The following is a 22744-nucleotide window of genomic DNA, read 5'->3' as shown; positions in this document are numbered from 1 at the left end:
CCGCTGACGAGCACCGGCGAACCTCGCGCTGGCGGGTCGACAGATCCAATCGAAGGCACGAGGCCAGTGGAACTGAGGGTCAGGCCCGGGCGCGAGGTTCTCCGGTGCCGATGATGGCGCGCACCTCGTGCACCCTCGTGGCCGCTGGAGCATCCCAGTGGAACTGTGTGTCACTAGGTCGGGCGCGAGCCGGGAGCGGATGAACAGGGCCGGAGGGCGCGAACGCCCGGGTGCCGTGGCGGCGTCGATGGACCTGCGGGCGCGACGAGCGGGCGACGGACGGTTCGCGGGCGGGAAGGCGTCGCCGTCGATGGCGCCTGGCAGCCCTCTGGCCGCCTCCGCGGCTGCCATCCCGCGCCGCCGATCCGTGCCGCCCCCGGACGTCCTCCTGGCGCTGCCGGGCGCTCAGCTGGGTTGCCGCGACCGTCATTCCTCCTCGCTCGCGCCCCACTGCATGACACACATTCCTGAAGAACGCCTCCGCGTCAAGAGGGATGTTCATGTCCGTTGGTTGGCGCCCGGCCGAGTTCCACACAGTTACCCCGGCGAGGGTGGATCGCTTTCAAGGGGGACGTGATCAACGCGTGCGCAGTCCGCCGAACACGGCGCCGTCAACAGCGACGCGGATCGGACGAACGGCCTAACGCAATCACCACGATGCGGTTCAGGTCGAACCAGACATTCCTTCGAGCGAGTGACTCATGGTGTTGGATGCGGTTGGGGTGGCTCAATCAGTGGCGCGGCCGCCACCTCGAGAGGCGGGACCAGTGTGTACGGCGAGCGCACCCTCGACCGGAGAATGACCAGTGAATCACCGTAGCAACGGGTACGCGCGGCACCCGTCCTCACTCTTCAACGCGTAGAAGCACAGGGTCAGCAAGCGGCGCGCCACCGCGATGCGCGCGATCATCTTGCCGCGGCGCTTGGCGATGCACTGCTGGAAATCGCGAAGGTCCTCGCCCTTGCACGCCTTGTTCGTCGAGGCGGCCTCGACCAGGACCCAGCGCAGCCAGCGCGATCCCTGCTTGGAGATGTGGCCGCGCTTGATGTTTTGGGCGCTGGAATGCTCCCGCGGCGTGAGCCCGGCCCACGAGCACAGCTGTGCCGCTGAGCCGAACCGAGAGATGTCGCCCACCTCCACGATCACCGTCACCGCGGTGAGGAAGCCGATGCCGGGAATGGCGCGGAGCCGGGCGACGCGATCGTCGGCGCCGAACCGAGTCAGCAGCTCGAAGTCGGCATGCTCGATCTCCCAATCCAGGCTCCGGATCAGACGCAGGCAGGAGTCCAGGCGGAGTCGGCTGAACTCGGGCAGCTCCAGCGCCTCCAGCTCCTTCCAGCCCTTGACGCCGAACGTGTCGGAGACCTCCAGGCGGATGCCGTGCTCCCCGAGCACGGCATGGACCTGCTGCTTCACCCCGGTGCGAATCCGGCCAAGGGCGACACGCATGCGGACCTGGCGTCGCGCCTCGCGGATCTCCGGCGGCGCGATCCACGACTCGGGGAGCATGTTGGTGCGCAGCAGGTGGGCCAGCGTCCGCGCATCGATGGCGTCGTTCTTCACCCGCGCCGAACTGATCGCCCGTGTCTGCAGGGGATGCGCCATGTGCGCCGGCACCCCCATCTCCTCGAGCAGGTCGGCAAGCCAGCCCCAGCCCCAGGTCGCCTCGAAGACCGCCTCCACCGGCCGCGGGATGCGATCGAAGGCCTCGGCCACGGAGGCGCGGTCACTGGCCACGGTGCGCTGGGAGAGGACCTTGCCGCCCTCGTCCATGGTCACGATCCTCGACGTCCTGCGGTGAAGGTCGATGCCGACGTACAACATGCGCTGGGACCTCCTGTTCCATGACCCACCTGGCTGCGGGCCCGGCAAGGGAGTGAACCACCGCTCAGGCGGTGCGTTCGGGGACGGAGGTCCTTCTCCGTGATGCCGGGTTCTTCATGGCATCAGTGGCACCAATCAGGTGTGTGTGTCTGTACTCGCCAGTTTTGGCAAACCCTCTTTGGCAGCCGCGGGCGCGCAAACCGTCGCCACCAAGGCGGCCGGTGGGCGCCTCCGGTCGGGGCGCGGGCGTCCGACGGGGCCGGTGTTTCGTGGAGAGCTCAGCGCCAACACCACCGAGCGCAGCACCCCTCACTGAGAGCACGACTCGCCCATGCGCCCAGCATTGCCTGCCCCGTTTCACGCACACCAGGCCGCGGTGCAGCACTGCGTGCTGCGACCCCGACACAGACTTGCACCATCCGATGCAGAAGAAGAAGGGGCGGCGGCGGGCGGCTGACCAGGTCGCGGGGCGGCTGGCCAGACCGGATGGCACACCCGTCGGCCACCGCCGGTCACGCGGCTGAGAATGGAGCCGGTCGACCACACTGCGGATGGTTCGGCCGGCCATTCCGCTCGGAACGTCGGGACCGTGAACGGCCCTCCCCTGAGCCCCTCGGACGCCGGACGACTACGCACTTCTGCGTACGAACACCGGACGAACACACGCCCGTTGCCTCCGCCAGCGGTCGCGTCGGCTCGCCCTGCGAGCAAGTCTGTGCCTGGGTGATGTCGGCGCTGGTCGGAGCGGTGGGCGCGTAGCTTGGAGGGGCTCGTAGCTGGTCGCGGGGTGATCGTCAGAACCGCGACGGGGCTGCGGCTAGCAAAGGCACTGTCCTACCGAGAAACCCGGCGGACAGCGGCGAGAACCCGCTTGTGTCCAATGGCGCGTCTGATCGCGGGTTCTGAGGGTTGAGGGGATTGGCCCCGAGGCTGGCCGTTCCCAAGTTCCGACCCCGTCGACGAAGGAGAACACCAAAGATGCTCAGTCCAGACCCAGACCGCGTGAGGCGCACCCTCCTAACGGTTCCCGAAGTGGCCCAAATGCTGGGCTGCGGACGAACGCTCGTCTACGATCTCATCGGTTCTAGGCAACTTCCGGTCGTCAAGATAGGCCGGCTGACGCGAGTCCCCGTCGCGGCCATCGATGACTTCGTGACTAGCCACGTCGCAACCGCCCGCGCGACCTCCCCTCCCATCGACCCTCGGTTCGATCGCGTTCGAACCCGCGGATCACTACTGCCCGCGGTCTTCGCCGGCGGACCGGCGCAGGGACAACTCTTTGAGGACCGACGCGAACGACCGGGCGCCGCCGCCGGCGTGGAGCGACACGGCAGACCCCGCGCCAACAATCCCCCTCGGGACAGGGTCTAAGCCCAACTGACTGGGGGTCCGAGGGTTCAACCAGCCGACCCGCTCAGGTTGGTCTCGGCCCGCCCGCGACCGTGCGCTCCGTTGGCCTCGAGGCCCAACCCGCCTGCCGGCGCCACGACGCGGATCCAAACATGCAAGTCGCCTCCCGCGCCTCCGCCATCCCAACTGACACCTCCGCTGACACCTTCGTCGGCGAACGGGGCCGACGGCTGGCGGACGACTTCGGAGCGGAAGCCTTATTTCACAAAGCGATTCGGTCACAGCCGATCAACGACGAACAGGCGGCAAGCCGTTTTGCAGACCTCTGCCTTACCACTTGGCTACGTCGCCGGGGAACCCCGATTGCCGAGTGTAGGGCCCACGAAGCGGGGATGACGGTCGACAATCAGCCAGTGACCGACAGCTTCGCCGACCTCGCTGGGCGCGCCGCCCGGGTTCTTCCCGGCGGTGTCACGCACGCTGCCCGTGCGTACTCGCCGCCACTATACGTCGCGCGTTCGGAGGGCTCGCACAAGTGGCTGGTCGACGGCAGCGTGCTCGTCGACTACACGATGGGCCATGGTGCGCTGCTTCTCGGCCACGCCCATCCCGCCGTCGTCGCCGCGGTGCGCGAGCAGGTCGGCAGGGGCACCCACCACGGCGCCAACCATCCCCTCGAGGTCCAGTGGGCTGAGCAGATCGTCGCCATGGTGGACTCGGTGGACGAGGTGCGCTTCACAGCGTCCGGGACCGAGGCTGCCATGCTCGCGCTGCGCGTCGCGCGCGCCGCCACCGGCCGCGACGTGGTCGTCAAGTTCGACGGCCATTTCCACGGGTGGTCGGACGCTGTCAGCGTCAACCTTGTCGACGGCGAGCCGTGCACCGCCACCGGGGTTCCGGCCGCACAGTTGGAGACGACGACTGTGCTGCGCGCCGGCGACGTCGAGGGACTGCGCGCCATGCTCGACACTGGCCGTGTTGCGGCGGTGGTGTTCGAAGGGTCCGGCGCACACTACGGGCGTGAACCCCTCCCGCAGGGTTTCGCCACCACGCTCCGCGCCGAGTGCGACCGCGCCGGAGCGCTGCTCATCATCGACGAGGTGGTCACCGGCTTCCGCGTCGCCACGGGTGGCATGCAGTCGCTGCTCGGCATCCGGCCCGACCTCTCGATGTTCGGCAAGGTGATGGCGGGTGGGCTGCCGGGCGGCGGTCTCGGCGGGCGGCGCGACCTGATGGAGCTGCTCGCCTCCACGATCGAGCATCCGGGGACGTTCAACGCCAACCCGCTCACCGCGTCGGCGGGCATCGCCACCTTGGTGATATGCGCCAGCGGGGCGCCGCAGGACGCGGCTGCGGAGACAGCCGCGCAACTCGAGGCGGGATGGCGCGACGTCCTGCAAAGACATGGTGTCGGCGGCGCCGTGTGGCGGTTGGTCAGCATCATCCACATGCGCCTCGACGATCCTGCCGCACACGCTGCCCTCGCCGGACGCATGCGCGAGGAGGGCGTCGACCTGCTCCACACCAGCGCCTTCGTCTCGGCGGTGCACACCGAGGACGACGTCGCCGCCAGCGTCGCGGCTCTCGAGCGCGCGCTCAGGCCGTCTCCGTGAACTTCGCGGGATGAAGACCGAACGCGTACAGGCGTTCAGCGACGGCGTGTTCGCGGTCGCGATCACCCTGCTGGTGCTCGACCTCATCCCGCCGCCCGCCAGCACTAACGACCTGTTCGCCGCGCTGGCCGACCGCTGGCCCGACTTCGCCGCCTTCGCGCTCAGCTTCGTCACCATCGGCATCATCTGGGTCAACCACCACGTGGTGTTCGACGCCGTGAAGCGTGTCGACCGGCCGCTGCTCTTCCTCAACCTCGGGCTGTTGATGTCGATCGTGCTGCTGCCCTTCTCGACATCGCTGTTCGCTCGCTTCCTGGTCCAGGGCGCCGACCAGTCGCACGTGGCAGCGGCTGTGTTCAGCGGGTCGCTGCTGCTGATGTCGCTGTGGTTCGACGCCGCCTACGCCTGGATCGGGCAACATCCCGCGCTGCGCCGCGACGATCAGCAGGGCACACCCGTCACGATCCGCTCACTGGTGCGCTTCGGGGCGGGCATCGCGATCTATGCGGCGTGTATCGGCATCTGGTTCATCAGCGACAGCGGTGCTGATCATCCAGGCGCTGGTGGCGATCTACTACATGGTCGATCAGGTCACCACGCACGTCGCCACCACGGACTGAGCCTGGTCAATCGCCCAAGCGACGTTCCCGGATCGCCGCGCGGATGAGCTCAAGTCGTGCGCTGATCTCCGCCTCGGCGCCGTGGTCGGTCGGCCGGTAGTAGCGATGACCGACGAGGTCGTCGGGCAGATGCTGCTGGTCGACGACGGCGTCCGCCTCGTCGTGCGCGTAGCGGTAACCGGCGCCGAAACCCATGCCCCGATTCAGTGACGTCGAGGCATTGCGCAGCTGCAGCGGCACCGGCTGGTGGAGTGTCTCGCGCACGTCGTCGACAGCGGCCACGTAGGCGCGCATCGCCGAGTTGCTCTTCGGCGCCGTGGCGAGGTAGAGCGCCGCTTCGGCGAGGGGCAGGTAGCCCTCGGGCATGCCGACGAAGTGGGCCGCCTGTTGCGCGGCCACGGCCACTCCGAGGGCGGCGGGGTCGGCGAGGCCGACGTCCTCGGCCGCGAGGATTACCATGCGACGCGCGCAGAACATCGGGTCCTCCCCCGCCTCGAGCATTCGCGCCAGCCAGTAGACCGTTCCATCAGGATCGCTGTCGCGCATCGACTTGATGAACGCGGACGCGAGCCAGTAGTGCTGGTCGCCGGCGCGGTCGTAGAGAAGCGAGGGGTTCTGCAGGGCGCCCTCGACGGCGGCGACGTCGACCACCGACGGCCGGCCGCCGGCACCGGTGGCCGCCACCGCCAGCTCGAGCGCGTCGAGCGCGACCCGCGCGTCACCGCCGGACAGCCCGATGAGACGCTGCCGCGCGTCGGGCTGCAGGGTGACGTCGGCGCCACCCAGGCCCCGCTCGGGATCGGCGATGGCGCGGTCGATGAGCACCCCGAGCGCATCCTCGTCGAGTCCCTCGAGCCGGATCACCCGTGCCCGCGAGAGGAGCGCGCCGTTGACCTCGAAGCTGGGGTTCTCGGTGGTGGCACCGAGCAGGGTGACGACGCCGCTCTCCACGTCGGGGAGCACCGCGTCCTGCTGCGACTTGTTGAAGCGATGGATCTCGTCGATGAAGAGGACGGTGCGCTGGCCGATGCGCCGGCGGTCGCGGGCCCTCTCCATGATCTTGCGCAGCTCGGCGACTCCCGACGACACCGCGCTCACCGATTCGAAGGCCGCCCCCGACATCTGGGCGAGGATGTTGGCCAGCGATGTCTTGCCGCTCCCCGGCGGACCCCACAGGATCAGCGACGGCAGGCTGTCGCTCTCCAGGGCGCGACGAAGAACCGTGCCGGGACCGACGGCACGGTTCTGGCCGGCAAATTCGTCGAGCGTCCGCGGGCGCATCCGTGCCGCCAGCGGGGTGACCGGTCGCGAGGCCGAGGCGGTGTCGCGCTCGCCCGCCTGGCCGGCCGTCGGCGGCTCAGCGTTGCGGGCGGGGCTGCCGAAGAGGTCGGATTGCGGATCGCTCACCAGGACAGCCTACGCGGCCGGCCAGGCGCTCACCGCCGGGGGTCGCGGGCGAGGAGCGGCTACCGTGGCGACGTGACCGTCCCGCCTGAGCTGCCCATCGGTTTTGCGCACCGCGGGGGCGCCCAGCACCGCCGCCTCCAGAACACGCTGGCCGCCTTCCGACAGTCCTGCGCGCTCGGCGCCACCGGCGTCGAGAGCGACGTGGCCCTCACCGCCGACGGCGTCGCCGTGCTCATCCACCCCGGAATCCTCGCCCGGCTGCGTCGGCCGGTGTCGGGGTTGCGCCGCGACCAGCTGCCCCCGTACGTGCCCACGCTGGCGGACGTGTATCGCGAGTGCGGACCCAACATCGACGTCGCGCTCGACATGGCCGCGCCCGCCGCCGTGGCGCACGTGGTGGCCACCGCGCGCGAGCACGGAGACCCGTCGCGCCTGTGGCTGACGTACTGGCGTGTCGACGTACTGGCCACATGGCGGCGGCGCTTCCCCGACGTGCGCCTCGTGTTCCCGACCTTGCTCCTGCGGACCGGCAGCGTCGAACGCCGCTGCGCGAGCCTCCGCGACGCGGGGGTCGACGCGCTCAACCTCTACCACCCCAACTGCACGCCCTCGCGGGCGGCGATGGTGCACGCCTGCGGGCTCCTGCTGTTCGGCTGGGGAGCGCGCAGCGCGACAGCGGCGAGCCGGACGCTGCGTCATGGTGCCGACGGCGTGTTCTGCGACGACGCCGCGGGGATGGTCGCCGTGGTTGCCGCGGAGAGACGTCGGCGGCAGCGCGTGCTCAGCGGAGCACGATGAAGCTGACGTTGCGGCGGTAGTCTTCGAGCGTGCGCGCGTCCATGTACGACATCGAGCTGCGCAGACCGGCGAGGTAGCGCCGCACCACGTCGTCGACGCCGCCCTTGTAAGGAACCAGGGTCTCGGTGCCCTCGACGTAGCCGGGGTCCTCGGTTCCGGCCTGCTGCTGCACAGAGAACGAGGCGGCGCCGCGCATGATCTTGACCTTCTTGCCGTCCACGACGATCACCCGTCCCGGTGCCTCACGAGTGCCCGCCAGCGCCGACCCGACCATCACGACGTCTGCTCCCAGCGCGAGCAGCTTGCACATGTCGGCGGGTTTGCGCACCCCGCTGTCGCCGATGATGAGCGCGCGCCGGCGCACCTGAGCGGCCTCGGCGACAGCGTGGGGGGTCGGCGCGTACACCGCGGTCTCCGTCCGGGTCTCGCACACGCTGCCGCCCGCGATTCCCACGCGGATGGCGTCGACGCCGCGGTCCTCCAGCCACCGGAATGCCTCGGCGGTGGCCACGTTGCCGGCGATGATGAAGACGTCGTCCGCCTGCTCGCGGATCCACTCGACGGCGCTGCCCACCTGCTCATGGGCGCCGTTGGCGGTGTCGATGCACACGATCCGGCACCCGGCTCCGTACAAGCCGATGAAACGATCGCGGTAGTCGCCGGTGACCCCGATCGCAGCGCCCACCGTGGTCGGGGCGGCGTCATGCGAGTCGTTGAAGTCGGCCACCTGCTCCGCCACCGACTGGAAGCGGTGCAGCACTCCGAGCGCCCCCGCAACGCCGAGGGCGCGGCACATCAATGGACCGCAGACGTCGGGCATCGGCGCCGCCACGAGTGGCAGGCGAAGGGTCAGCGCGCCCAAGCGCACCTCCGGCGACGCGTCGGAGCGATGCGACAGCGTGGAGGCGACCCGCGGCACCAGCGAGAGGTGATCGTAGTCGAAGGCCACCGGCAGGTCGGCGAGTGGATCGAGGTGGGCACGCAGCAGCGGTCCGGAGGTCATGACGCGTCCATGGTACCTGCGGGCCGCTGACGGATCAGCGTGGCGGCGGTGGAGCCTCCGGCGCGGTGTACGACGGCGCCGTGCCGATCACCGAGCGCAACGCCTGGGCGGCGCCCAGCAGCGCCGCCGACTCCGCGGGCACGACGATGGTGGTGTTGTCGCTGTCGGCGAACTTCGCCAGGGTGTCGAGCTGAAGGATCGCCACCAACGTGGGATCGGGGGCTGCCTCCTTGATCGCCGAGTACACCGTGGAGATCGCCTGGGCGCGTCCTTCGGCCTCGAGGATGAGCGCCTGACGGGTGCCCTCGGCGCGGAGGATGTATGCCTGCCTCTCGCCCTCGGCGTTCTTGATGGCTGCCTGGCGGTTGCCGTCGGCGATGTTGACCGCGGACGTCTGCTGGCCCTCCGACTGGAGGATCCGCGCCCGCTTCTCCTGGTCGGCCTGCTTCTGCAGGGCCATCGCCTGGAGGATCTGCGCCGGCGGCGTGATGTCCACGATCTCGATGCGGCTGATGCGGATCCCCCACTTGTCGGTGACCTGCTCCATCTGCTCCTGCATGCTGGCGTTGATTCGCTCGCGCTGCGATAGCGCCTGGTCGAGGCTGACGTTGCCGAAGGCGTTGCGGAGCGTGGTGCGCGCCTGCTGATCGATGGCGACGAAGTAGTTGGACACTGCGAACAGCGCCGCCTGGGCGTCGACCACCTGGCTGAAGATGGTCGCGTTGACGGCGACGGCAACGTTGTCCGCCGTGATCACCTCCTGGCGATCACCGGTGCGGGGCGTCTCGCGCATGTCGACGCGCACCAGTCGGTCGATGAACGGCACGATGAGCGTGACCCCAGGCGGCCGCACCGGCGCGACGTACCGGCCGAAACGCTGGACGACGCCGACGTAGCCCTGCTGCACCACCTTGATCGACTGCGCGAGCGCGATGATGATGATCAGCGCGGCCACCGCGATGAGCACGAACGTGACGATGGTGCCGGTGGTGACCATGAACCCCCCTCAGCTGCTCAATGCTCGTGCGGCCGGCCGCCACCGCCTCGTGTGGAGCGTCGGTCGGTCATTCATTGCGGACGAACCAGCAGCGTGGTACCGCGCACCGCCACCACCACCACAGGGATATCGGCCGGGAGCGGTTCGGCGCGGTCGGTGACGGCCAGCCAACGGTCGTTGGCGAAGAGCGCGTGACCGGGGTGGTGCTCGTCACCCACGGTGTCCAGTGTGATCGCCGGTTGGCCGACCAGGCCGTCGGCGCTGCCCTGGATGCCGCGGAACCTGGCGACGGGCACGGCGCTGTCGAAGCGCGCTCGCAGGGTCGGCCGGATCAGCGTGGAGCCGCCGATCGCCAGGACGGCGAAGAGCACTCCCTGGAGCCACAGGGGACCGCCGGCCAGGGCCGTGATCGCCGCTGCCGCTGCGCCAACCGCGACGAAGACGGCGTAGAAGGCTTGGGTGTGCACCTCGAGAATGACGAATGCGACGGTCATGACCACCCAGAGGCCGAAGAACATGGACTCCAGCAGTGACATCGTCCTCAGTGTACGGCTGGCCGGGAAAGGATGGCGGTACGCTCAAGGACAGTCGGCGGGACCGCGCGACCCGGGGCGGCCTGCCTCGATCTCAGTGTGGTTCGACGTTCTGGAGCCGCACCCGACCACGGGCAACGTCCTTGCCATCGTCGGCGCGCGCGATGACCACGTCCCAGAGCTGCTGGGTGCGTCCCTGGTACACCGCCGTGGCGACCACGTCGAGCCGGCCCGCGACGGTGGATCTCAGGAAGTCCGTGGCATTGGCCACCCCAACCGCAGCCCGGCCGCTGTCTCGAATCGCGATCCATGCGCCAATCGACGCGAAGGTCTCCACCACCGACGACAGCACGCCACCGTGGAGGATGCCGAACGGCTGGTGGTGCTGCGAGCCCACCTCGAACCAGCCGGTGACCCGCGCAGCCCCGACCTCGTCGAAGTGGCAGCCGAGCAGCTCGAGGAACTCGCTGGTGCCCAGCATCTGGCGTTCCACCTCGAAGGGGGCGCCGCTATCGTTGCCGTCGGCCATGGTCCGAGCCTAGACGCAGGGGCAGCGCCCCCGCACGGCGGCTACGCGGTGTTGATCAGCGGCAGCTCCGGATACGACGCGCCGAGCACGGCCGTCGGGTCGCCCTGCAACCAGTCACGAATCAGGGTCTGATACACGCTGCGGAAGTCCACGGTGAATTTAAGGTTGCCGCCGTCGATGGTGCTGGTCAGCGAGGGCTGCTCGCCGTACAGGCCGCCCTTGACCGGCTTGCCGACGATGAAGAGCGGGGCCGCGGCGCCGTGGTCGGTCCCCCGGCTGCCGTTCTCGCTGACCCGGCGACCGAACTCCGACCAGGTCATCAGCACCACGCGGTCGGCCTGCCCGTGCGCGCCCAGGTCCTGCATGAACGCGCTGACCGCCGTGTCTACCTCGGCGAGCAGGGCGGTCTGCCGCGCCGCCTCGTCTTGGTGGGTGTCAAAGCCACTGATGACCACGTGGCAGATCTTCACCGACGGCTCGGTGACGATCATCTGGGCGGTGAGCTGCAACGCCGACCCGAGGCTGTTGGCGGCGGGGGTCGCGCCCTGCGCCACGTACTGGGCGGCGGGCTTGTACGTCGCCGCGCCGCTCGCGAGCGTCTTCATGCCGGACTCGGCCGTGCTGAGCGCCTGGTCGAACAGGGCCCCGTAGATCCCCGGCGTGTTGCGGTACAGGGTTGGCGCCAGCGCCGCGCGGGCCGCTCCGCCGCGCACGGTGTAGCTCTGCGCGGACTGGATCACGCTGACCGCGGCCTTGCTGGCGCGCAGCTCCGGCGGCGTGCTCACCTCACCGAGGGCGCAGCCTGCCAGCGGGTGGCCCTGCGAGTCCAGCTGGGCACCGAGCAGCTTGCCGAGCCATCCGTCGGTCTGCGCCCGCGCCGGGTCCGCGTACTCCCACACGTAGAGGTTCTCGAAGTGCGAATAGGTCGGCTTGTCGTAGCCGACTCCCTGGACGATGGCCACCTGGCCACCGTCGTAGAGGGACTTGAGGCCTTTGAGCGCCGGGTTGAGGCCGACGTTGCTGTCGAGGTGCAGCACGCTGTCCGGCTTGACCCCCACGGTCGGGCGTGCGGTGACATACGCAGGATCGGCGTACGGCACCACGGTGTTGAGACCGTCGTTGCCGCCGGCGAGCTGCAGCACCACCAGCACGCGGTTGTTGTGGATGCCGTCGATGCCGGCCGCGAACACCCCCTTGGCGAGGATGGGCGGCACGATCACGCCGCTGGCGGCGCTGACGAGGCCGGCGGCCAGAAAGTCGCGACGGGTGACGCTCATCGGGGCAACCTCATTTGAGCTGGAATTCGGGGCTGGCGAGCAGGGCGAACCAGCGGTCGCCGTCGCTGTGGGCCGCCGCGAACGCCGCCGACGTGTCCTTGCCGACCACGTTGTCGAGCTGGCTGCGCATCGCGGCTGTTGGGTCTGGCAGGGCGGTCACTCGCGCGGTCGCCGCCGTGGCGAAGTTGATGCGCGCGAGCAGTGTCGACGAGCTCACCCAGCCTGAGCTGTTGGGCCAGCCGGCGACGTTGGGCGGGTCGTAGAGGACCTGGTCCATGCCCGCTGCCGAGCGCACCGCAATGGCGGTGAGCGCCGGCCGATTGAGGGCGCGCATCGTGGCCACCATGTAGTCGGTCGGAGAACGCAGCAGGGAGCGGTAGTTGGCCGCGGAGGTGAACGCGCTGCTACGGAAGATCGCCCGCATCAGCGTGCGGAGGTCGTACTTGCTGTCGCGGAACTGCATTGCCACGGCGTTAACGTCCGCGGACGAGGGATTCGGCGTTGCGAAGTACGTCAGCGCCCGGCGGGTGACGAACGGGGCGCAGGCAGGCTGGGCGAGCACGATGTCGATGACATCGTCGGCACCGAGGTTGCCGGTGTGCCCCAGGAAGGACTTGCTTCCCGAGTCGTGGACACGTGATACCAGCGTGCCGCGAAAGCTGGCGCCCGACTTCACCAGCGTGTTGATCTGAGCGCTGTACGCCTGGCGATCGCCCTTGGTGTACTTCGGCGGTGTCATCCGGGCCCCGCTCGAGTCGAACAGCTGGATGCGCAGCCCGCTGAGCGCGCGCGCAGCCTCACGGACGTCCGACTCGGTGAAGTTGCCCGGTCCCAACGTGAACAGCTCCATCAGTTCGCGCGCGTAGTTCTCGTTCGGCGACGCCGCTGAGCTGGCGTCGAGATTGAGGTAGCGCATCATCAGGGGGTCCTTCGTGACCCGCGAGAGGAGGCTGCGAAGGTCGGAGAGTCCGGCATCGCGGTACAGCAAGTTCTGCTGGTAGACGAAGGGCAGGCGGTTGGCGTTGCGGAAATCGCTGGTGAGAACGCCGTGCCAGAACAGAGCCATCCGTTCGGGAAACTGCGCGGTTGTGGTTGCCATTTGCGCGTACCAGGCGCTGGCCAGCTGGGTGTGGTTGGTGACGTCCGCGGGCACCGGCAGGGCCACGGGCTGCTGACCCACGACGTGGTCGACGAGATCGTCGTAGGACATCGCCGCGGCAGCGTCGAGGTCCGCCTCGCTGTAGCCGAAGCCGGCACGGCGTAGCAGGTGCGCCGCCATGGCGCGCTTGTCGCCGAGTGGGCTGGGCCAGCCGCCGGCGCTGACCGCGGCCTTCGGCGAGAAGGCGATCTCCTCTAGCCCGTACACCAGGGCGGCGGCGCCGAGCGCGGTCCCGGCGGCGGTCCCGATGGCCTGGCGGCGGCTGAGGCGGATGCCGGTCAACTTCATCTCGAGCGCGAAGTCTGGAAGGCGATCCTTAGAGGACGTGGAAAGCCGGCGTAGTGGCCGCGATTCTCAGCGCCATCTCACCTCAAATGAGGAGCCGCCTATGCTGGGCCGGTGAGCCCAACCCCAAGCCGCTTCGACTACGACGAGCCCGCCAGCGCTCTCCTGGTGGAGTGGGACGACGGAGCGGTGCATCGGATCCCGTTCGAGGTGCTCCGTCGTGCCTGTCCGTGCGCAGCGTGCCACGGCGAGATGGGCAGCGCCGGCCGCTTCGCCGTGCGCCCTCACCTGGAACCCGGCGAGGACAACCTCGCTGACATCTCCCTGGTCGGCTCCTACGGCCTCAACGTCGTCTGGGCGGACGGTCACAACACGGGCATCTACACGTTCGAACGGTTACACGAGCTCGGTGAGCGGGTGGGCGTCCAACCGTAGAACCACGGCGGTACAGTGCTCGTCATGTCCATCAGCACAGCGCCAGTCGTTCTCTCCTCCACCGATGCAGGCGTGCTCACGCTCACCCTGAATCGGCCGGAGGTTCTCAACGGCCTCACCGACGACGTCCTCGACGCGATCACCGACGGCTGCCGCCAGGCGGCGAGCGACGACGGCATCCGTGTGGTGGTGATCAGCGGTGCCGGCCGGGGTTTCTGCTCGGGTCAGGACCTGCGTGCCGGCCTCGAGTCCGGTGACGTCGACATCCGCGGGCACCTCCGTGACCACTACGTGCCCATGGTCCGCGCCATGCGCGACCTGGAAAAGCCTGTGATCGCCTCCGTGAACGGCGTCGCCGCCGGCGCCGGCATGTCCGTCGCGCTCGCCGCCGACTTCCGGATCGCCGCAGAGTCGGCGACCTTCATCCAGGCGTTCGTGCGCATCGGCCTAGTGCCTGACGCGGGGAGCAGCTACTTCCTCCCTCGCCTGGTCGGGACCGCCAAGGCGCTCGAACTGGCGATGCTCGGCGAAACCGTCGACTCCGCGGAGGCTCTGCGACTGGGGTTGGTGCACCGGGTCGTGCCCGATGCGGACCTGGGGCAGGCCACGGCGGATTTCGCCGCTCGCCTGACGCGGGCGCCGCGCTCCGCTGGCCTGATCAAGCAGCTCATCAGCCATTCGCTCGACAGCGATCTCGATGAGCAGCTTCGCCGTGAAGAGGAGGCGCAGGTGCTGGCGTCGGAGAGCGAGGATTTCGCCGCCGGCATCAACGGGTTCATCACCAAGCGTCCGCCCGTGTTCACCGGACGCTGAGGACCGCCTCCGAGCCTGAGATATACTCGCCAGCCGCGAGCGGGAGTAGCTCAGTGGTAGAGCATTACCTTGCCAAGGTAAGGGTCGAGGGTTCGAACCCCTTCTCCCGCTCCACTCCTCGCCGAGGGCCTGTTTCGAATACGAATGGAGCTCCGTGGGGTTCCGGTGGGGTCCGCGTGGATCGCCGTGGATTTACGGGAAAGTAGTGACTCTGGAAACCTTAAGCCCACTACCTAGGCAAAGTGGACTTAGAATGGTGCCGTGCCGAACTGGCTGGAACCGATCGAGCGTGGGCGGAGACCTGCCGCGGTCCGGAGCGCCTCGCAGCGCGACGGCCGGATCACCTTTGAGCGCGGCGTCGAGCGCTACGCCGAGAACCACGTTTCACCGAAGAACGGAAGGCCCTACAGCCAGACGAGCCGCGACAACATCCGCGGCAACCTGCTCGGCGGTCCGCTACGCCTGTTCCGTGAACAAGCGGGCATCAGATACATCGATGAATGGACCGATGCGCACGCGGTCGGCTATCTCCATTGGCTGCAATACGACATGGGCCGGGACTCAGCGACCATCAAGAAGGTTCGGTCTCAGCTCCGCCAACTGGCCCTCTACGCCGCGGAGCACCTCGGCGCCCAGGCTGCCGTTGGAGACCAGCTGGAGCGATTGCGCGTCTCATCGGCGCCCGACGAGCGGCGACCGGAGGAGCCAGTACTCACCCAAGGCGAGGCTGATTCACTCCTCCGGGCCGCCCAGACAGCGCGGGATCGACTGCTCGTGGCGATGCTGCTGTACACCGGAATGCGGCCGAGCGAGCTCCTGGCACTCCACGAGGAGAACATCCGCCTCGACCGCGTTCCGCCGATCGTGGAGATCCGCGGCTCCGTGCATGATGCCGACGTCACCAAGACGGAGGCGGGCTTCCGGGATATCCCCCTGACGATCGGCCAGAAGCTCCTGCCCAAACTTATTCGCGTGCATTTGGCCGACCCCAACAGGCCCGTCGGCGCATCTCGATTGTTCCTGTCCTCGCGGATGGAGAGAGACGGCCGCGTGGAGCCCCTCGAGTTGGGCGGCCTGCGCACGATGCTCAAGGTCCTTCAGCGCCAGACCGGGATCAAGTGCAATCCCTACCGGTTCCGACATACCTTCTGCACGTGGTGTGCGGACGCTGGGATGCACATGTTGCATCTCCAGCAACTGCTCGGCCATGCCAGCAGCGACATGGTCGCCTACTACTACCGTGGCAAGACCAGTGATGCCGTCCTTCAGGCGGCCGCCCGAATCCGATTCTAGGCCTGAGCGGCGGCAGTCACTTCAAGACGATGGCCATCGGCGGTCTGCGCTCCAGCGTTGAGAAGATGCGGATCGCCGTGGCATCACGAACACGCCGGCCTTGGATGGCCGCGTATACCGAGCCGGGATCGAGTCGGCTGGCTCGAGCGAACTCAGGAACCGTCCACCCGCGTGCGACGATCGATCGGCGTAGGTGGGAACCGTAGAAGGAGCCGTCCTCGGCGTCCCAGAGGCCGACCTCGGGCATCGACGGGGTTTCGACCGTCGGATGCGTCGCCTTCCTCTCTGGACTGGGCATCGGACCACGTATCATGCACCATGAGTGTGAACATAGTGTCCTCATTTTCTGGCTGGCCTGAGCGCAACGGCCGCATCTTCACATCCCGACATCACTTGGTCTGCGGACCAATGCCGGTTGATGTCATGAGGCAGTAAGCGCACCAAAGCATTGCTGTGCTTGATAATTCCGCCCGAGAAGCATCACTCATCGGACAGTATCAGCGGTGTTCATTCCCCGCGACACCCCTCAGAGGCGGATGTACCATTTTGGGCGGTGTCGAACTCGCATCCGTCCTTCCCGGACACCCTGACCTGACCCCCGGCAACTGGTCCAGCTGATATGAGAGTTCTTCACAGCCTCGAGGAGAGGCAGGAGGAACTCGATGAAGGGACGAAAGCACACGGCGGAGCAGGTGATTCGCAAGCTTCGCGAGGGCGAGCGGCTCGCTGCGGAAGGCAGCACTGTTGCCGAGGTCGCCAAGACGCTGGAGATCAGCGAGCAGACGTACAGCCGCTGGCGCAACCAGTACGGTGGCATGAAGGTGGACGACGCCAAGGAGCTGCGTCGGCTCAAGGACGAGAACATGCGGCTGAAGCGCGTGGTCGCCGACCTCACGCTGGACAACCAGATGCTCAAGGAGGTTGCCCGGGGAAACTTCTGAGCCCGTCGCGCCGGCGAGACGCCGTGGTGCACCTCCGCGAGGTGTTCGGCGTCTCGGAGCGGCGGGCTTGCCGGGTGACCGGACAGCAACGCACCACGCAGCGTCACGCCAGGCGGGTTCTCGCGCCCGAGGAGGCGCTGCGAGCGCGCCTGCGACAGATCGCCCAGACATGGCCGCGGTACGGCTTCCGGCGCGCCTGGGCGCTGCTCCGTATGGAGGGATGGCTGGTGAACCGCAAGCGTGTACAACGGCTGTGGCGCGAGGAGGGCCTGCGTGTTCCGGCCAGTTCCGTGAAGCGGCGCCGCCTCGGCACCAGCACCGTCCCGGCGCAGCGCCTGTCAGCGCAGCGTCCCAACCACGTCTGGGCGCTCGACTTCATCTTCGACGCCACCTCCGATGGCCGCCCCATCAAGGCGCTGTCGATGTGCGATGAGTTCACCCGCGAGAACATCGCCCGGCGTCTCGGCCGTTCCATCACCGCCGACGACGTCACCCGTGCTCTCGACGAGGCGTGCGCGGTGCGCGGCAACCCCGAGTGCATCCGCTGCGACAACGGCCCCGAGTTCGTGGCCATGGCGATCCGCGACTGGTGCCGGGCGCACGGTACGGACACCGCGTACATCGAGCCGGGCAGCCCGTGGCAGAACCCCTACGTCGAAAGCTTCAACGGCCGCCTCCGCGATGAGCTGTTCGCCCGAGAAGTCTTTGACACGATCATGGAAGCACGGATGCTGTTCGACGAGTGGTGCGACACCTACAATCGCCACCGGCCGCACAGCTCGCTCGGCTATCTGCCGCCCGCAATCTTCGCGGCGCGGTTCAACAACCCGGAACTCTCATAGACGGTGGACCAACAAACGGGGTCCGGTCAACCCAACCCGCCAGGGTTGGACTCGCGGGCGTCCGTACGAGTGTCGCCATCGAGTCGCGCCGCCGCCGTGAGTTGCTCGGCTGGATCCAGGCCGAGGCGGCGCGGCGCAGTGGCGTCAGCCGCACGGCCATCAACGAGATCGAGGCCGGCCGTCGCGTCCCCCAGGCCGGACGTACGAGAAGCTCCGTGGCGCCCTGGGACTGGCCGCACCGGCCTCCGTCGCCCTTCTCCGCCGGGAGAGGCCCGCGGAGCCGACCGAGCAGACGCTGCAGGTCCTCGCCGCCTGCCTTGTCGCCGGCCGGGGTGGGACCCTGAGTGTCCTCGCCGACGCCACCGGCGTTTCTCGAGCGCACTCGGGATGACAGCCTACCCGGTGACCCCAACGTCTACCGGCTCACGGCTGTCGCGCTTGGGGCGATGGGACACGCGACGATGGAGTCGTTCCAAGCATGCATCTGTTTGGTGACAGTCCTCACGAATGTCGGCGTCTGAGAAACTGACTCCCGCCCGGCCGGCCATTCCGGCGTCAGAATCGGTCCCGATGTCGATTCCGCCACCACTGTTGCATGCCATTAGCCGACGCGACGGCGGGGCGGTGACGCTCGTGCTGGGCGCAGGCTGCTCATTCGAGTCACCCACAGACGTCCCGCTGTCCGGAGACTTGTCGGAGGCGGTGGCCCACTTGCTCGTCTCGGACGGAATCCTCGCGGCCGACGCTTGCGCAAACCCGCGCGACCTGACGTGTGTGGCTGACGCGGTTTTCGCGCGTTACACCAGTCAGCAAGAACTCGTTCGGCGCCTTCCCTTAGCAAGAATGCAGAATGCCACACCCAATGAGGGATACCTCATCGCCGCGGCTATGATGTGTGAAGGAGCGGTGTCCTCCGTCGTAACTCTCAACTACGACTTGGCGCTCAGTCATGCATTGGCTCAGGTTGGGGCCGGTGAATTGGTGTCGGTCGTCTGTGCCCCAGCCGAGTTCCAGAGGCTTGGCCAACGCAATGTTGTGTATCTGCATGGCAACGTCACGTCCGATTCCGAACAATGGATCATGCGGTCCGCTCAACTTAACGAAGAATGGCAAACCGGGTGGGAGGCGATCATTGCCGCCAGGATGCTCGCTGCACCGATCACAGTGTTCGCCGGGCTGGGGAGTGATGCGTCTGTACTCACGTCGACCATGGGCAAGATCTCAGATGTCCTCGGAGCCCAAGGCATCCAACCATACTTCGTGGACCCTCAAGAACTGAGTGTCGACGGCATTGCTTTCAAACTCGGTATCACTCCAGATCAGCACATGCGGATGGGGTGGTCTCGGTTCATGCAAGAACTCGCCGATAGGCTGCTTGAGGAGCATTCGCGCACCCTGACGACAGCGTGCGCACATCTTGCTGAAACACAAGGGCTGCACCCCGAGGACGTAGGCCCAACAATCAAACAGTCTCGCGCGCTGGGCTTCCTCGGACTAGGGGCTGCCAGGAGTCGATGGCTGTTGGGAACCACTCCGTATGCCCCGTTTAGCCAATCAAACCCTGAACTCGTCGCCGACTTGCTGCTCACGGTGGCATCAATTCAACGCCGTCTAAGCGCAGACGTATCGTTCGATGGCAGCGGAGCTGTCCAGTTTAGTGTCGGCGATCGTAGTGTCGTGGTGGCGCTTGCGTCGGGACGGGGCATCGAGCGCTGGGCCTCGGCGGAGGCCAAGATCAGGCATGCCTACTTTGCGCGCACGGCAACGCACCAGGGACTGCGCCCACGCCTAGCCATCGTCGCTGGCGTCCCGGGCGGTAAGCCGGTTATGGCACCTCCGATCGACCTCACCGGCGATGGTGCGACCGAGAGCATTATCAGTGGCGCCTCTCCGCTCGAACTCTACGACGTCGACGAGATTCGCAATGATGACGCCCTTGCCAACCGGCTCATCGCATGAACCAGCCCACATTCAACCTGGATACCCTGATGGGTACGGCATCGGACATTCTCGAGCGCGCCGGCTACCGTCGACGTGACGCTGTCGACGTACCTGGCTCCACTGAGTCGACACTGTTCGAGGACCCATATGGGGTGGTTCTCGCCAGTGGTTACGACTCCTGGACGTCATTGCTCGAGACTTGGACGGAGGCTCAAGGGGTCCTCGTCGAAATCATGTCTCAGTACCTCACCGCGTCCGAACCCAAGGCCTGGGATGGATATCTAGTCCTGCTGACACCAAGCGCGCTCGATCCCGAGCTGGAGAGCAAGATCAACGAGGTGCGGGCTGACACTACGCGGGTTCGCAAGCTCGTGCCAGTGAGCGGTCAATTACGCGACGCAACTGACGTTGAGCGCGTCCTGCTCCCGCTGCTGCCGCTAGCGATGGAAATGGAGAAGCTCAACGACGCCACGGCAGTGGACCTCCTCCCTGAGCTCCTGGCACGGAAGGACATCGACCCCGTCCATACCCGACTTCTAATCAATGCGATGGCTAATCAAGACCCGCTCGTGCAGACCCTTCACGTCGAGCTCAACAAGCCATGAGACTCAAGCACATCGACATCGCTGGATTCCGCGGATTTCCAGCGGACGCCAAAATCGATCTGGATGCGAATGCCGTCGTAATCGTGGGCGCTAATGGTGTTGGTAAGACATCATTATTCGACGCAATTCATTGGGCAGTTACCGGAACGCTCGACCGCCTCGGTGTCGACAACCCCCATATCGTTTCCCTCTTTTCGTCTTCCGGACAGGCCAGGGTCCGGCTCGTGCTTGGCGAGGGCGCCGATGAGATCATTGTGACGCGCACGACGGATGGCGCTGACGAGCAACTCCAAATTGAACTCGATCGGAAGACCTACCGTGGCGACGCCGCTCGCGTGCGGCTGATCGAAACCTTATGGCCGGAAGCACTTGCGACCAGCGATTCGAGTGCGGCCATCGCGATGGCTATGACCCGAGGCGTGTACCTACAGCAAGACAAGGTCCGCGAATTCCTAGACGCCGTGGACGATCAGGATCGCTTTCTGGCGCTAAGCGAACTCATCGGGGTGGGCCGGATCACCGAGCTGCAGCACTCCCTAGAGAAAGCCCGCACGGCATGGTCCACTGCAACTAATGAGCGTAGGTCTGAGCAGGCTGCGAATCAACAGCGATTAGTCGCACTGCAAGCCGAGCATGCAGCGCTATCAGACGACGCCGATATCGACAAGACAGAGCGAGAGTGGGCAGTGTGGCTGCAGGTGGTCGCGACGATTGCAAAGGATTCCGCCCTCACCATAGCTGTGCCAGAGGGCGACCAAGTGCGGGCCGTGAACGCTGTCGTCGCTTCTCTGACCGCAACCCAGCGGTTGATCGAGCGCCGGCGTGACGAAGTCGGAAAGCTGGCGTCCGACCTTTCACATCCACTTGTCTCCGAAGAGCCGACATCGGCACCGCCAGCCGTAACCATCGAGGCTATTCAAGCGCAGCTGCAACTGGCCCGCGAGAGTCTCGCCGCGACACAGGCCTCAGCCGCGGAATCTCGCGAGCAATTCGTTCGCGCACAGGACCAGGCACAAGAGTTGGCCGCACTCGCGCAGATCGCGCTGCGTCACCTAGATTCGGACAATTGCCCGGTATGCGAACAACCTATAATCCCTTTCGCGGTAAGAGATCGCCTCAACCGACTACTCACATCCTCAGACAACATTCCCGTCCCCGACGTCGGTAGCGTTGATAAAGCGGCCGCCGTCGTTCGAAGACTCGAGGCCGAAGAGGCGGCTCTCCAAAAGCAACTCCTGGCAACCGACGCAGCAGTAAGAGGGCGCGAGCTTTACGAGACGGACCTCAAACGACGTGCAGCTGAGTTGGGTTTCGTAGACGGTGACCTTGCCACATTACCGGAGAAACTTGCGCAGCTGGAAGGCGAGGCCCACTCGATGCTCGCAAGGCTCAACGCGGCACGCGCCGAGGGAGTCCGTTTGCTGGCCAGCGTTGGGCGCATCGGCGAATCAGCCAGGAGAAGGGAAGTCTCCGACCTGCTGGAGAAGACCACGACTGCCAGCTCGGCACTCGCGAATGAACTCAAGGCGCGCGACGCCACCGCGGCATATGTCGAACGTATTCTCACCGCGATCCGATCTGCAGCTACTGACGTTGTGGATGCACAGCTTGAACGTCTAGCGCCCCTGGTTAACCGGATCTATGGACGGATCGATCCACACCCAGCGTTCCGAAACGCCAAGCTGATCCGAGGCGAAAGGCGTAACCGAGGCTGGGTCCAGGCCGAAGTTTCAGATCCTGCTAGCGGCCAAATGTCCCGAACTCCCCAGTTCCACATGTCCAGTTCCCAAACTAACGCGCTGGCTGTGACGATCTTCCTGGCACTGAACTTGGGCCTTCCCAGGCTTCCCCTAGACGCCGCCCTACTGGATGATCCCCTGCAGAGCCTCGATGATGTCAACTTGCTGGGCTGAACCGCCCCGGGTAAGTTGGAGACTCCATTCCTTGAGAGGATGGAGCGATGACAGGACGGAGCAGGTATCCCCAGGAGCTGCGTGAGCGGGCGGTGCGCATGGTGCTCGAGCACCGTGGTGAACATCCCTCGGAGTGGGCAGCGATCAGTTCCATCGCCACCAAGCTCGGTGTGCATCGAGAGACGGTGCGGCTGTGGGTGCGGCGAGACCAGATCGACAACGGCGAGCGCGCGGGACTCACCACCGAGGAACGTGAGCGACTACGCCAGCTGGAGCGTGAGAACCGCGAGCTGCGCCGAGCCAACGAGATCCTTAAGAGCGCCTCAGTTTTCTTCGCGACCGAGCTCGACGGTCGACGACCGAGATGACCAAGTACATCGACGCGCAGCGCGATCGGTACGGGGTCGAGCCGATCTGCAGGGTGCTGCAGTTTGCCTCCGCCACCTACTACGCCGCGACCAAGCGGCCGGCCTCCTCCCGCTCGATCAGGGACGATGCAATCAAGGTCGCGATCAGGCGGGTCTGGGAAGAACACCGACGCGTGTACGGAGCCGACAAGGTCTGG

General features: G+C 66.9%; 22 protein-coding genes, 1 tRNA gene, 1 pseudogene and 1 other annotated feature. Of the genes and pseudogenes, 15 read left to right on the top strand and 9 right to left on the bottom strand.

Going from position 1 to position 22744, the window contains the following annotated elements:
- Nucleotides 1-811: 811 nt before the first annotated feature.
- Nucleotides 812-1825 carry an IS110 family RNA-guided transposase gene (locus tag JF886_RS04250; protein WP_337309936.1) on the bottom strand — a complete coding sequence of 338 codons (1014 nt, stop codon included), beginning with the start codon at nt 1823-1825 and terminating at the stop codon, nt 812-814.
- A 978-nt stretch (nt 1826-2803) separates the two neighbouring features.
- On the opposite strand from JF886_RS04250, the gene JF886_RS04245 reads away from it, so the two are divergent.
- The 3 genes from JF886_RS04245 (at nt 2804) to JF886_RS04235 (ending at nt 5455) form a co-directional block, all read left to right on the top strand.
- Nucleotides 2804-3196, top strand: a complete 393-nt coding sequence (locus JF886_RS04245) for a helix-turn-helix domain-containing protein (protein ID WP_337309934.1) — start codon at nt 2804-2806, stop codon at nt 3194-3196.
- Nucleotides 3197-3588: 392 nt separating this feature from the next.
- On the top strand, nt 3589-4788 hold the full coding sequence (locus JF886_RS04240; protein WP_337309932.1) for an aspartate aminotransferase family protein: 1200 nt from the start codon (nt 3589-3591) through the stop codon (nt 4786-4788).
- 10 nt (nt 4789-4798) lie between these two features.
- Nucleotides 4799-5455, top strand: coding sequence for a TMEM175 family protein (locus JF886_RS04235; RefSeq protein WP_337309929.1), 657 nt, complete (start codon nt 4799-4801; stop codon nt 5453-5455).
- Here JF886_RS04235 and JF886_RS04230 read toward each other — a convergent pair.
- Nucleotides 5415-6815, bottom strand: coding sequence for a replication-associated recombination protein A (locus JF886_RS04230; protein ID WP_337309927.1), 1401 nt, complete (start codon nt 6813-6815; stop codon nt 5415-5417). The genes JF886_RS04235 and JF886_RS04230 overlap by 41 nt on opposite strands.
- Nucleotides 6816-6887: 72 nt before the next feature.
- On the opposite strand from JF886_RS04230, the gene JF886_RS04225 reads away from it, so the two are divergent.
- A complete protein-coding gene (locus tag JF886_RS04225) occupies nt 6888-7613 on the top strand; it encodes a glycerophosphodiester phosphodiesterase (protein WP_337309926.1) in 726 nt (241 codons plus the stop codon).
- Here the strand turns inward: JF886_RS04225 and JF886_RS04220 are convergent.
- The 6 genes from JF886_RS04220 to JF886_RS04195 all read right to left on the bottom strand — a co-directional run bounded on the left by JF886_RS04220 (nt 7597) and on the right by JF886_RS04195 (nt 13399).
- The gene (locus tag JF886_RS04220; protein WP_337309925.1) at nt 7597-8616 is read right to left on the bottom strand and encodes a guanosine monophosphate reductase; all 1020 of its coding nucleotides are present in this window, start codon (nt 8614-8616) and stop codon (nt 7597-7599) included. The genes JF886_RS04225 and JF886_RS04220 overlap by 17 nt on opposite strands.
- Before the next feature lie 34 nt (nt 8617-8650).
- Complete coding sequence (locus JF886_RS04215) at nt 8651-9613, bottom strand: SPFH domain-containing protein (RefSeq protein WP_337309924.1); 963 nt, start codon at nt 9611-9613, stop codon at nt 8651-8653.
- Nucleotides 9614-9684: 71 nt separating this feature from the next.
- The gene (locus JF886_RS04210) at nt 9685-10149 is read right to left on the bottom strand and encodes an NfeD family protein (protein WP_337309922.1); all 465 of its coding nucleotides are present in this window, start codon (nt 10147-10149) and stop codon (nt 9685-9687) included.
- A gap of 91 nt (nt 10150-10240) precedes the next feature.
- Nucleotides 10241-10675 carry a PaaI family thioesterase gene (locus JF886_RS04205; RefSeq protein WP_502711392.1) on the bottom strand — a complete coding sequence of 145 codons (435 nt, stop codon included), beginning with the start codon at nt 10673-10675 and terminating at the stop codon, nt 10241-10243.
- 41 nt (nt 10676-10716) lie between these two features.
- Nucleotides 10717-11952, bottom strand: a complete 1236-nt coding sequence (locus tag JF886_RS04200; protein ID WP_337309921.1) for a DUF1501 domain-containing protein — start codon at nt 11950-11952, stop codon at nt 10717-10719.
- Between the two features lie 10 nt (nt 11953-11962).
- A complete protein-coding gene (locus JF886_RS04195) occupies nt 11963-13399 on the bottom strand; it encodes a DUF1800 domain-containing protein (protein WP_337309919.1) in 1437 nt (478 codons plus the stop codon).
- Between the two features lie 111 nt (nt 13400-13510).
- Here JF886_RS04195 and JF886_RS04190 point away from each other — a divergent pair, with 111 nt between their 5' ends.
- From JF886_RS04190 to JF886_RS04175, 4 genes are all read left to right on the top strand, one after another.
- Nucleotides 13511-13831, top strand: coding sequence for a gamma-butyrobetaine hydroxylase-like domain-containing protein (locus JF886_RS04190; protein WP_337309917.1), 321 nt, complete (start codon nt 13511-13513; stop codon nt 13829-13831).
- Between the two features lie 24 nt (nt 13832-13855).
- Nucleotides 13856-14644 carry an enoyl-CoA hydratase/isomerase family protein gene (locus JF886_RS04185; RefSeq protein ID WP_337309915.1) on the top strand — a complete coding sequence of 263 codons (789 nt, stop codon included), beginning with the start codon at nt 13856-13858 and terminating at the stop codon, nt 14642-14644.
- A gap of 39 nt (nt 14645-14683) precedes the next feature.
- A tRNA-Gly gene (locus tag JF886_RS04180) sits at nt 14684-14758 on the top strand.
- Between the two features lie 147 nt (nt 14759-14905).
- The gene (locus JF886_RS04175) at nt 14906-15937 is read left to right on the top strand and encodes a tyrosine-type recombinase/integrase (protein WP_337309913.1); all 1032 of its coding nucleotides are present in this window, start codon (nt 14906-14908) and stop codon (nt 15935-15937) included.
- A gap of 16 nt (nt 15938-15953) precedes the next feature.
- On the opposite strand, the gene JF886_RS04170 is transcribed toward JF886_RS04175, so the two are convergent.
- On the bottom strand, nt 15954-16235 hold the full coding sequence (locus JF886_RS04170; RefSeq protein WP_337309911.1) for a hypothetical protein: 282 nt from the start codon (nt 16233-16235) through the stop codon (nt 15954-15956).
- 364 nt (nt 16236-16599) lie between these two features.
- Between JF886_RS04170 and JF886_RS04165 the strand changes: the two genes are divergently transcribed.
- The 7 genes and pseudogenes from JF886_RS04165 to JF886_RS04135 form a co-directional block, all read left to right on the top strand.
- A protein-coding gene (locus tag JF886_RS04165; protein ID WP_502711391.1) for an IS3 family transposase occupies nt 16600-17720 on the top strand; the annotation gives its coding sequence in 2 pieces (ribosomal slippage) (nt 16600-16861 and nt 16861-17720; 1122 coding nt in all).
- Complete coding sequence (locus JF886_RS04160; protein WP_337309906.1) at nt 17621-18064, top strand: helix-turn-helix transcriptional regulator; 444 nt, start codon at nt 17621-17623, stop codon at nt 18062-18064. Before JF886_RS04165 ends, JF886_RS04160 begins: the two co-directional genes overlap by 100 nt.
- Nucleotides 18065-18290: 226 nt before the next feature.
- Nucleotides 18291-19679: an SIR2 family protein gene (locus JF886_RS04155; protein WP_337309904.1), complete on the top strand. Its 1389-nt coding sequence runs from the start codon at nt 18291-18293 to the stop codon at nt 19677-19679.
- On the top strand, nt 19676-20266 hold the full coding sequence (locus tag JF886_RS04150; RefSeq protein WP_337309902.1) for a hypothetical protein: 591 nt from the start codon (nt 19676-19678) through the stop codon (nt 20264-20266). Before JF886_RS04155 ends, JF886_RS04150 begins: the two co-directional genes overlap by 4 nt.
- Nucleotides 20263-22179, top strand: coding sequence for an AAA family ATPase (locus JF886_RS04145; RefSeq protein ID WP_337309901.1), 1917 nt, complete (start codon nt 20263-20265; stop codon nt 22177-22179). Before JF886_RS04150 ends, JF886_RS04145 begins: the two co-directional genes overlap by 4 nt.
- A gap of 47 nt (nt 22180-22226) precedes the next feature.
- Complete coding sequence (locus tag JF886_RS04140; protein WP_337309900.1) at nt 22227-22547, top strand: transposase; 321 nt, start codon at nt 22227-22229, stop codon at nt 22545-22547.
- Nucleotides 22505-22619 (top strand) — a sequence feature (AL1L pseudoknot). Its footprint overlaps the gene before it by 43 nt.
- Nucleotides 22544-22744 (top strand): annotated as a pseudogene (locus tag JF886_RS04135) (IS3 family transposase); the annotation flags it as partial. Its footprint overlaps the feature before it by 76 nt. The gene JF886_RS04140 and the pseudogene JF886_RS04135, both read left to right, overlap by 4 nt.

The sequence above is a fragment of the Candidatus Aeolococcus gillhamiae genome, from assembly GCF_016464765.1.
Taxonomy (GTDB): domain Bacteria; phylum Chloroflexota; class Dormibacteria; order Aeolococcales; family Aeolococcaceae; genus Aeolococcus; species Aeolococcus gillhamiae.
This window is presented reverse-complemented; position numbering and strand designations above follow the sequence as displayed.

Coding starts and splice junctions, on each gene's coding strand:
- JF886_RS04250 (WP_337309936.1), bottom strand. CDS start 1,825: ATGTTGTACGTCGGCATCGACCTTCACCGCAGGACGTCGAGGATCGTG.
- JF886_RS04245 (WP_337309934.1), top strand. CDS start 2,804: ATGCTCAGTCCAGACCCAGACCGCGTGAGGCGCACCCTCCTAACGGTT.
- JF886_RS04235 (WP_337309929.1), top strand. CDS start 4,799: ATGAAGACCGAACGCGTACAGGCGTTCAGCGACGGCGTGTTCGCGGTC.
- JF886_RS04220 (WP_337309925.1), bottom strand. CDS start 8,616: ATGACCTCCGGACCGCTGCTGCGTGCCCACCTCGATCCACTCGCCGAC.
- JF886_RS04215 (WP_337309924.1), bottom strand. CDS start 9,613: ATGGTCACCACCGGCACCATCGTCACGTTCGTGCTCATCGCGGTGGCC.
- JF886_RS04210 (WP_337309922.1), bottom strand. CDS start 10,149: ATGTCACTGCTGGAGTCCATGTTCTTCGGCCTCTGGGTGGTCATGACC.
- JF886_RS04205 (WP_502711392.1), bottom strand. CDS start 10,675: ATGGCCGACGGCAACGATAGCGGCGCCCCCTTCGAGGTGGAACGCCAG.
- JF886_RS04200 (WP_337309921.1), bottom strand. CDS start 11,952: ATGAGCGTCACCCGTCGCGACTTTCTGGCCGCCGGCCTCGTCAGCGCC.
- JF886_RS04195 (WP_337309919.1), bottom strand. CDS start 13,399: ATGAAGTTGACCGGCATCCGCCTCAGCCGCCGCCAGGCCATCGGGACC.
- JF886_RS04185 (WP_337309915.1), top strand. CDS start 13,856: ATGTCCATCAGCACAGCGCCAGTCGTTCTCTCCTCCACCGATGCAGGC.
- JF886_RS04170 (WP_337309911.1), bottom strand. CDS start 16,235: ATGCCCAGTCCAGAGAGGAAGGCGACGCATCCGACGGTCGAAACCCCG.
- JF886_RS04155 (WP_337309904.1), top strand. CDS start 18,291: ATGTCGATTCCGCCACCACTGTTGCATGCCATTAGCCGACGCGACGGC.
- JF886_RS04150 (WP_337309902.1), top strand. CDS start 19,676: ATGAACCAGCCCACATTCAACCTGGATACCCTGATGGGTACGGCATCG.
- JF886_RS04145 (WP_337309901.1), top strand. CDS start 20,263: ATGAGACTCAAGCACATCGACATCGCTGGATTCCGCGGATTTCCAGCG.
- JF886_RS04140 (WP_337309900.1), top strand. CDS start 22,227: ATGACAGGACGGAGCAGGTATCCCCAGGAGCTGCGTGAGCGGGCGGTG.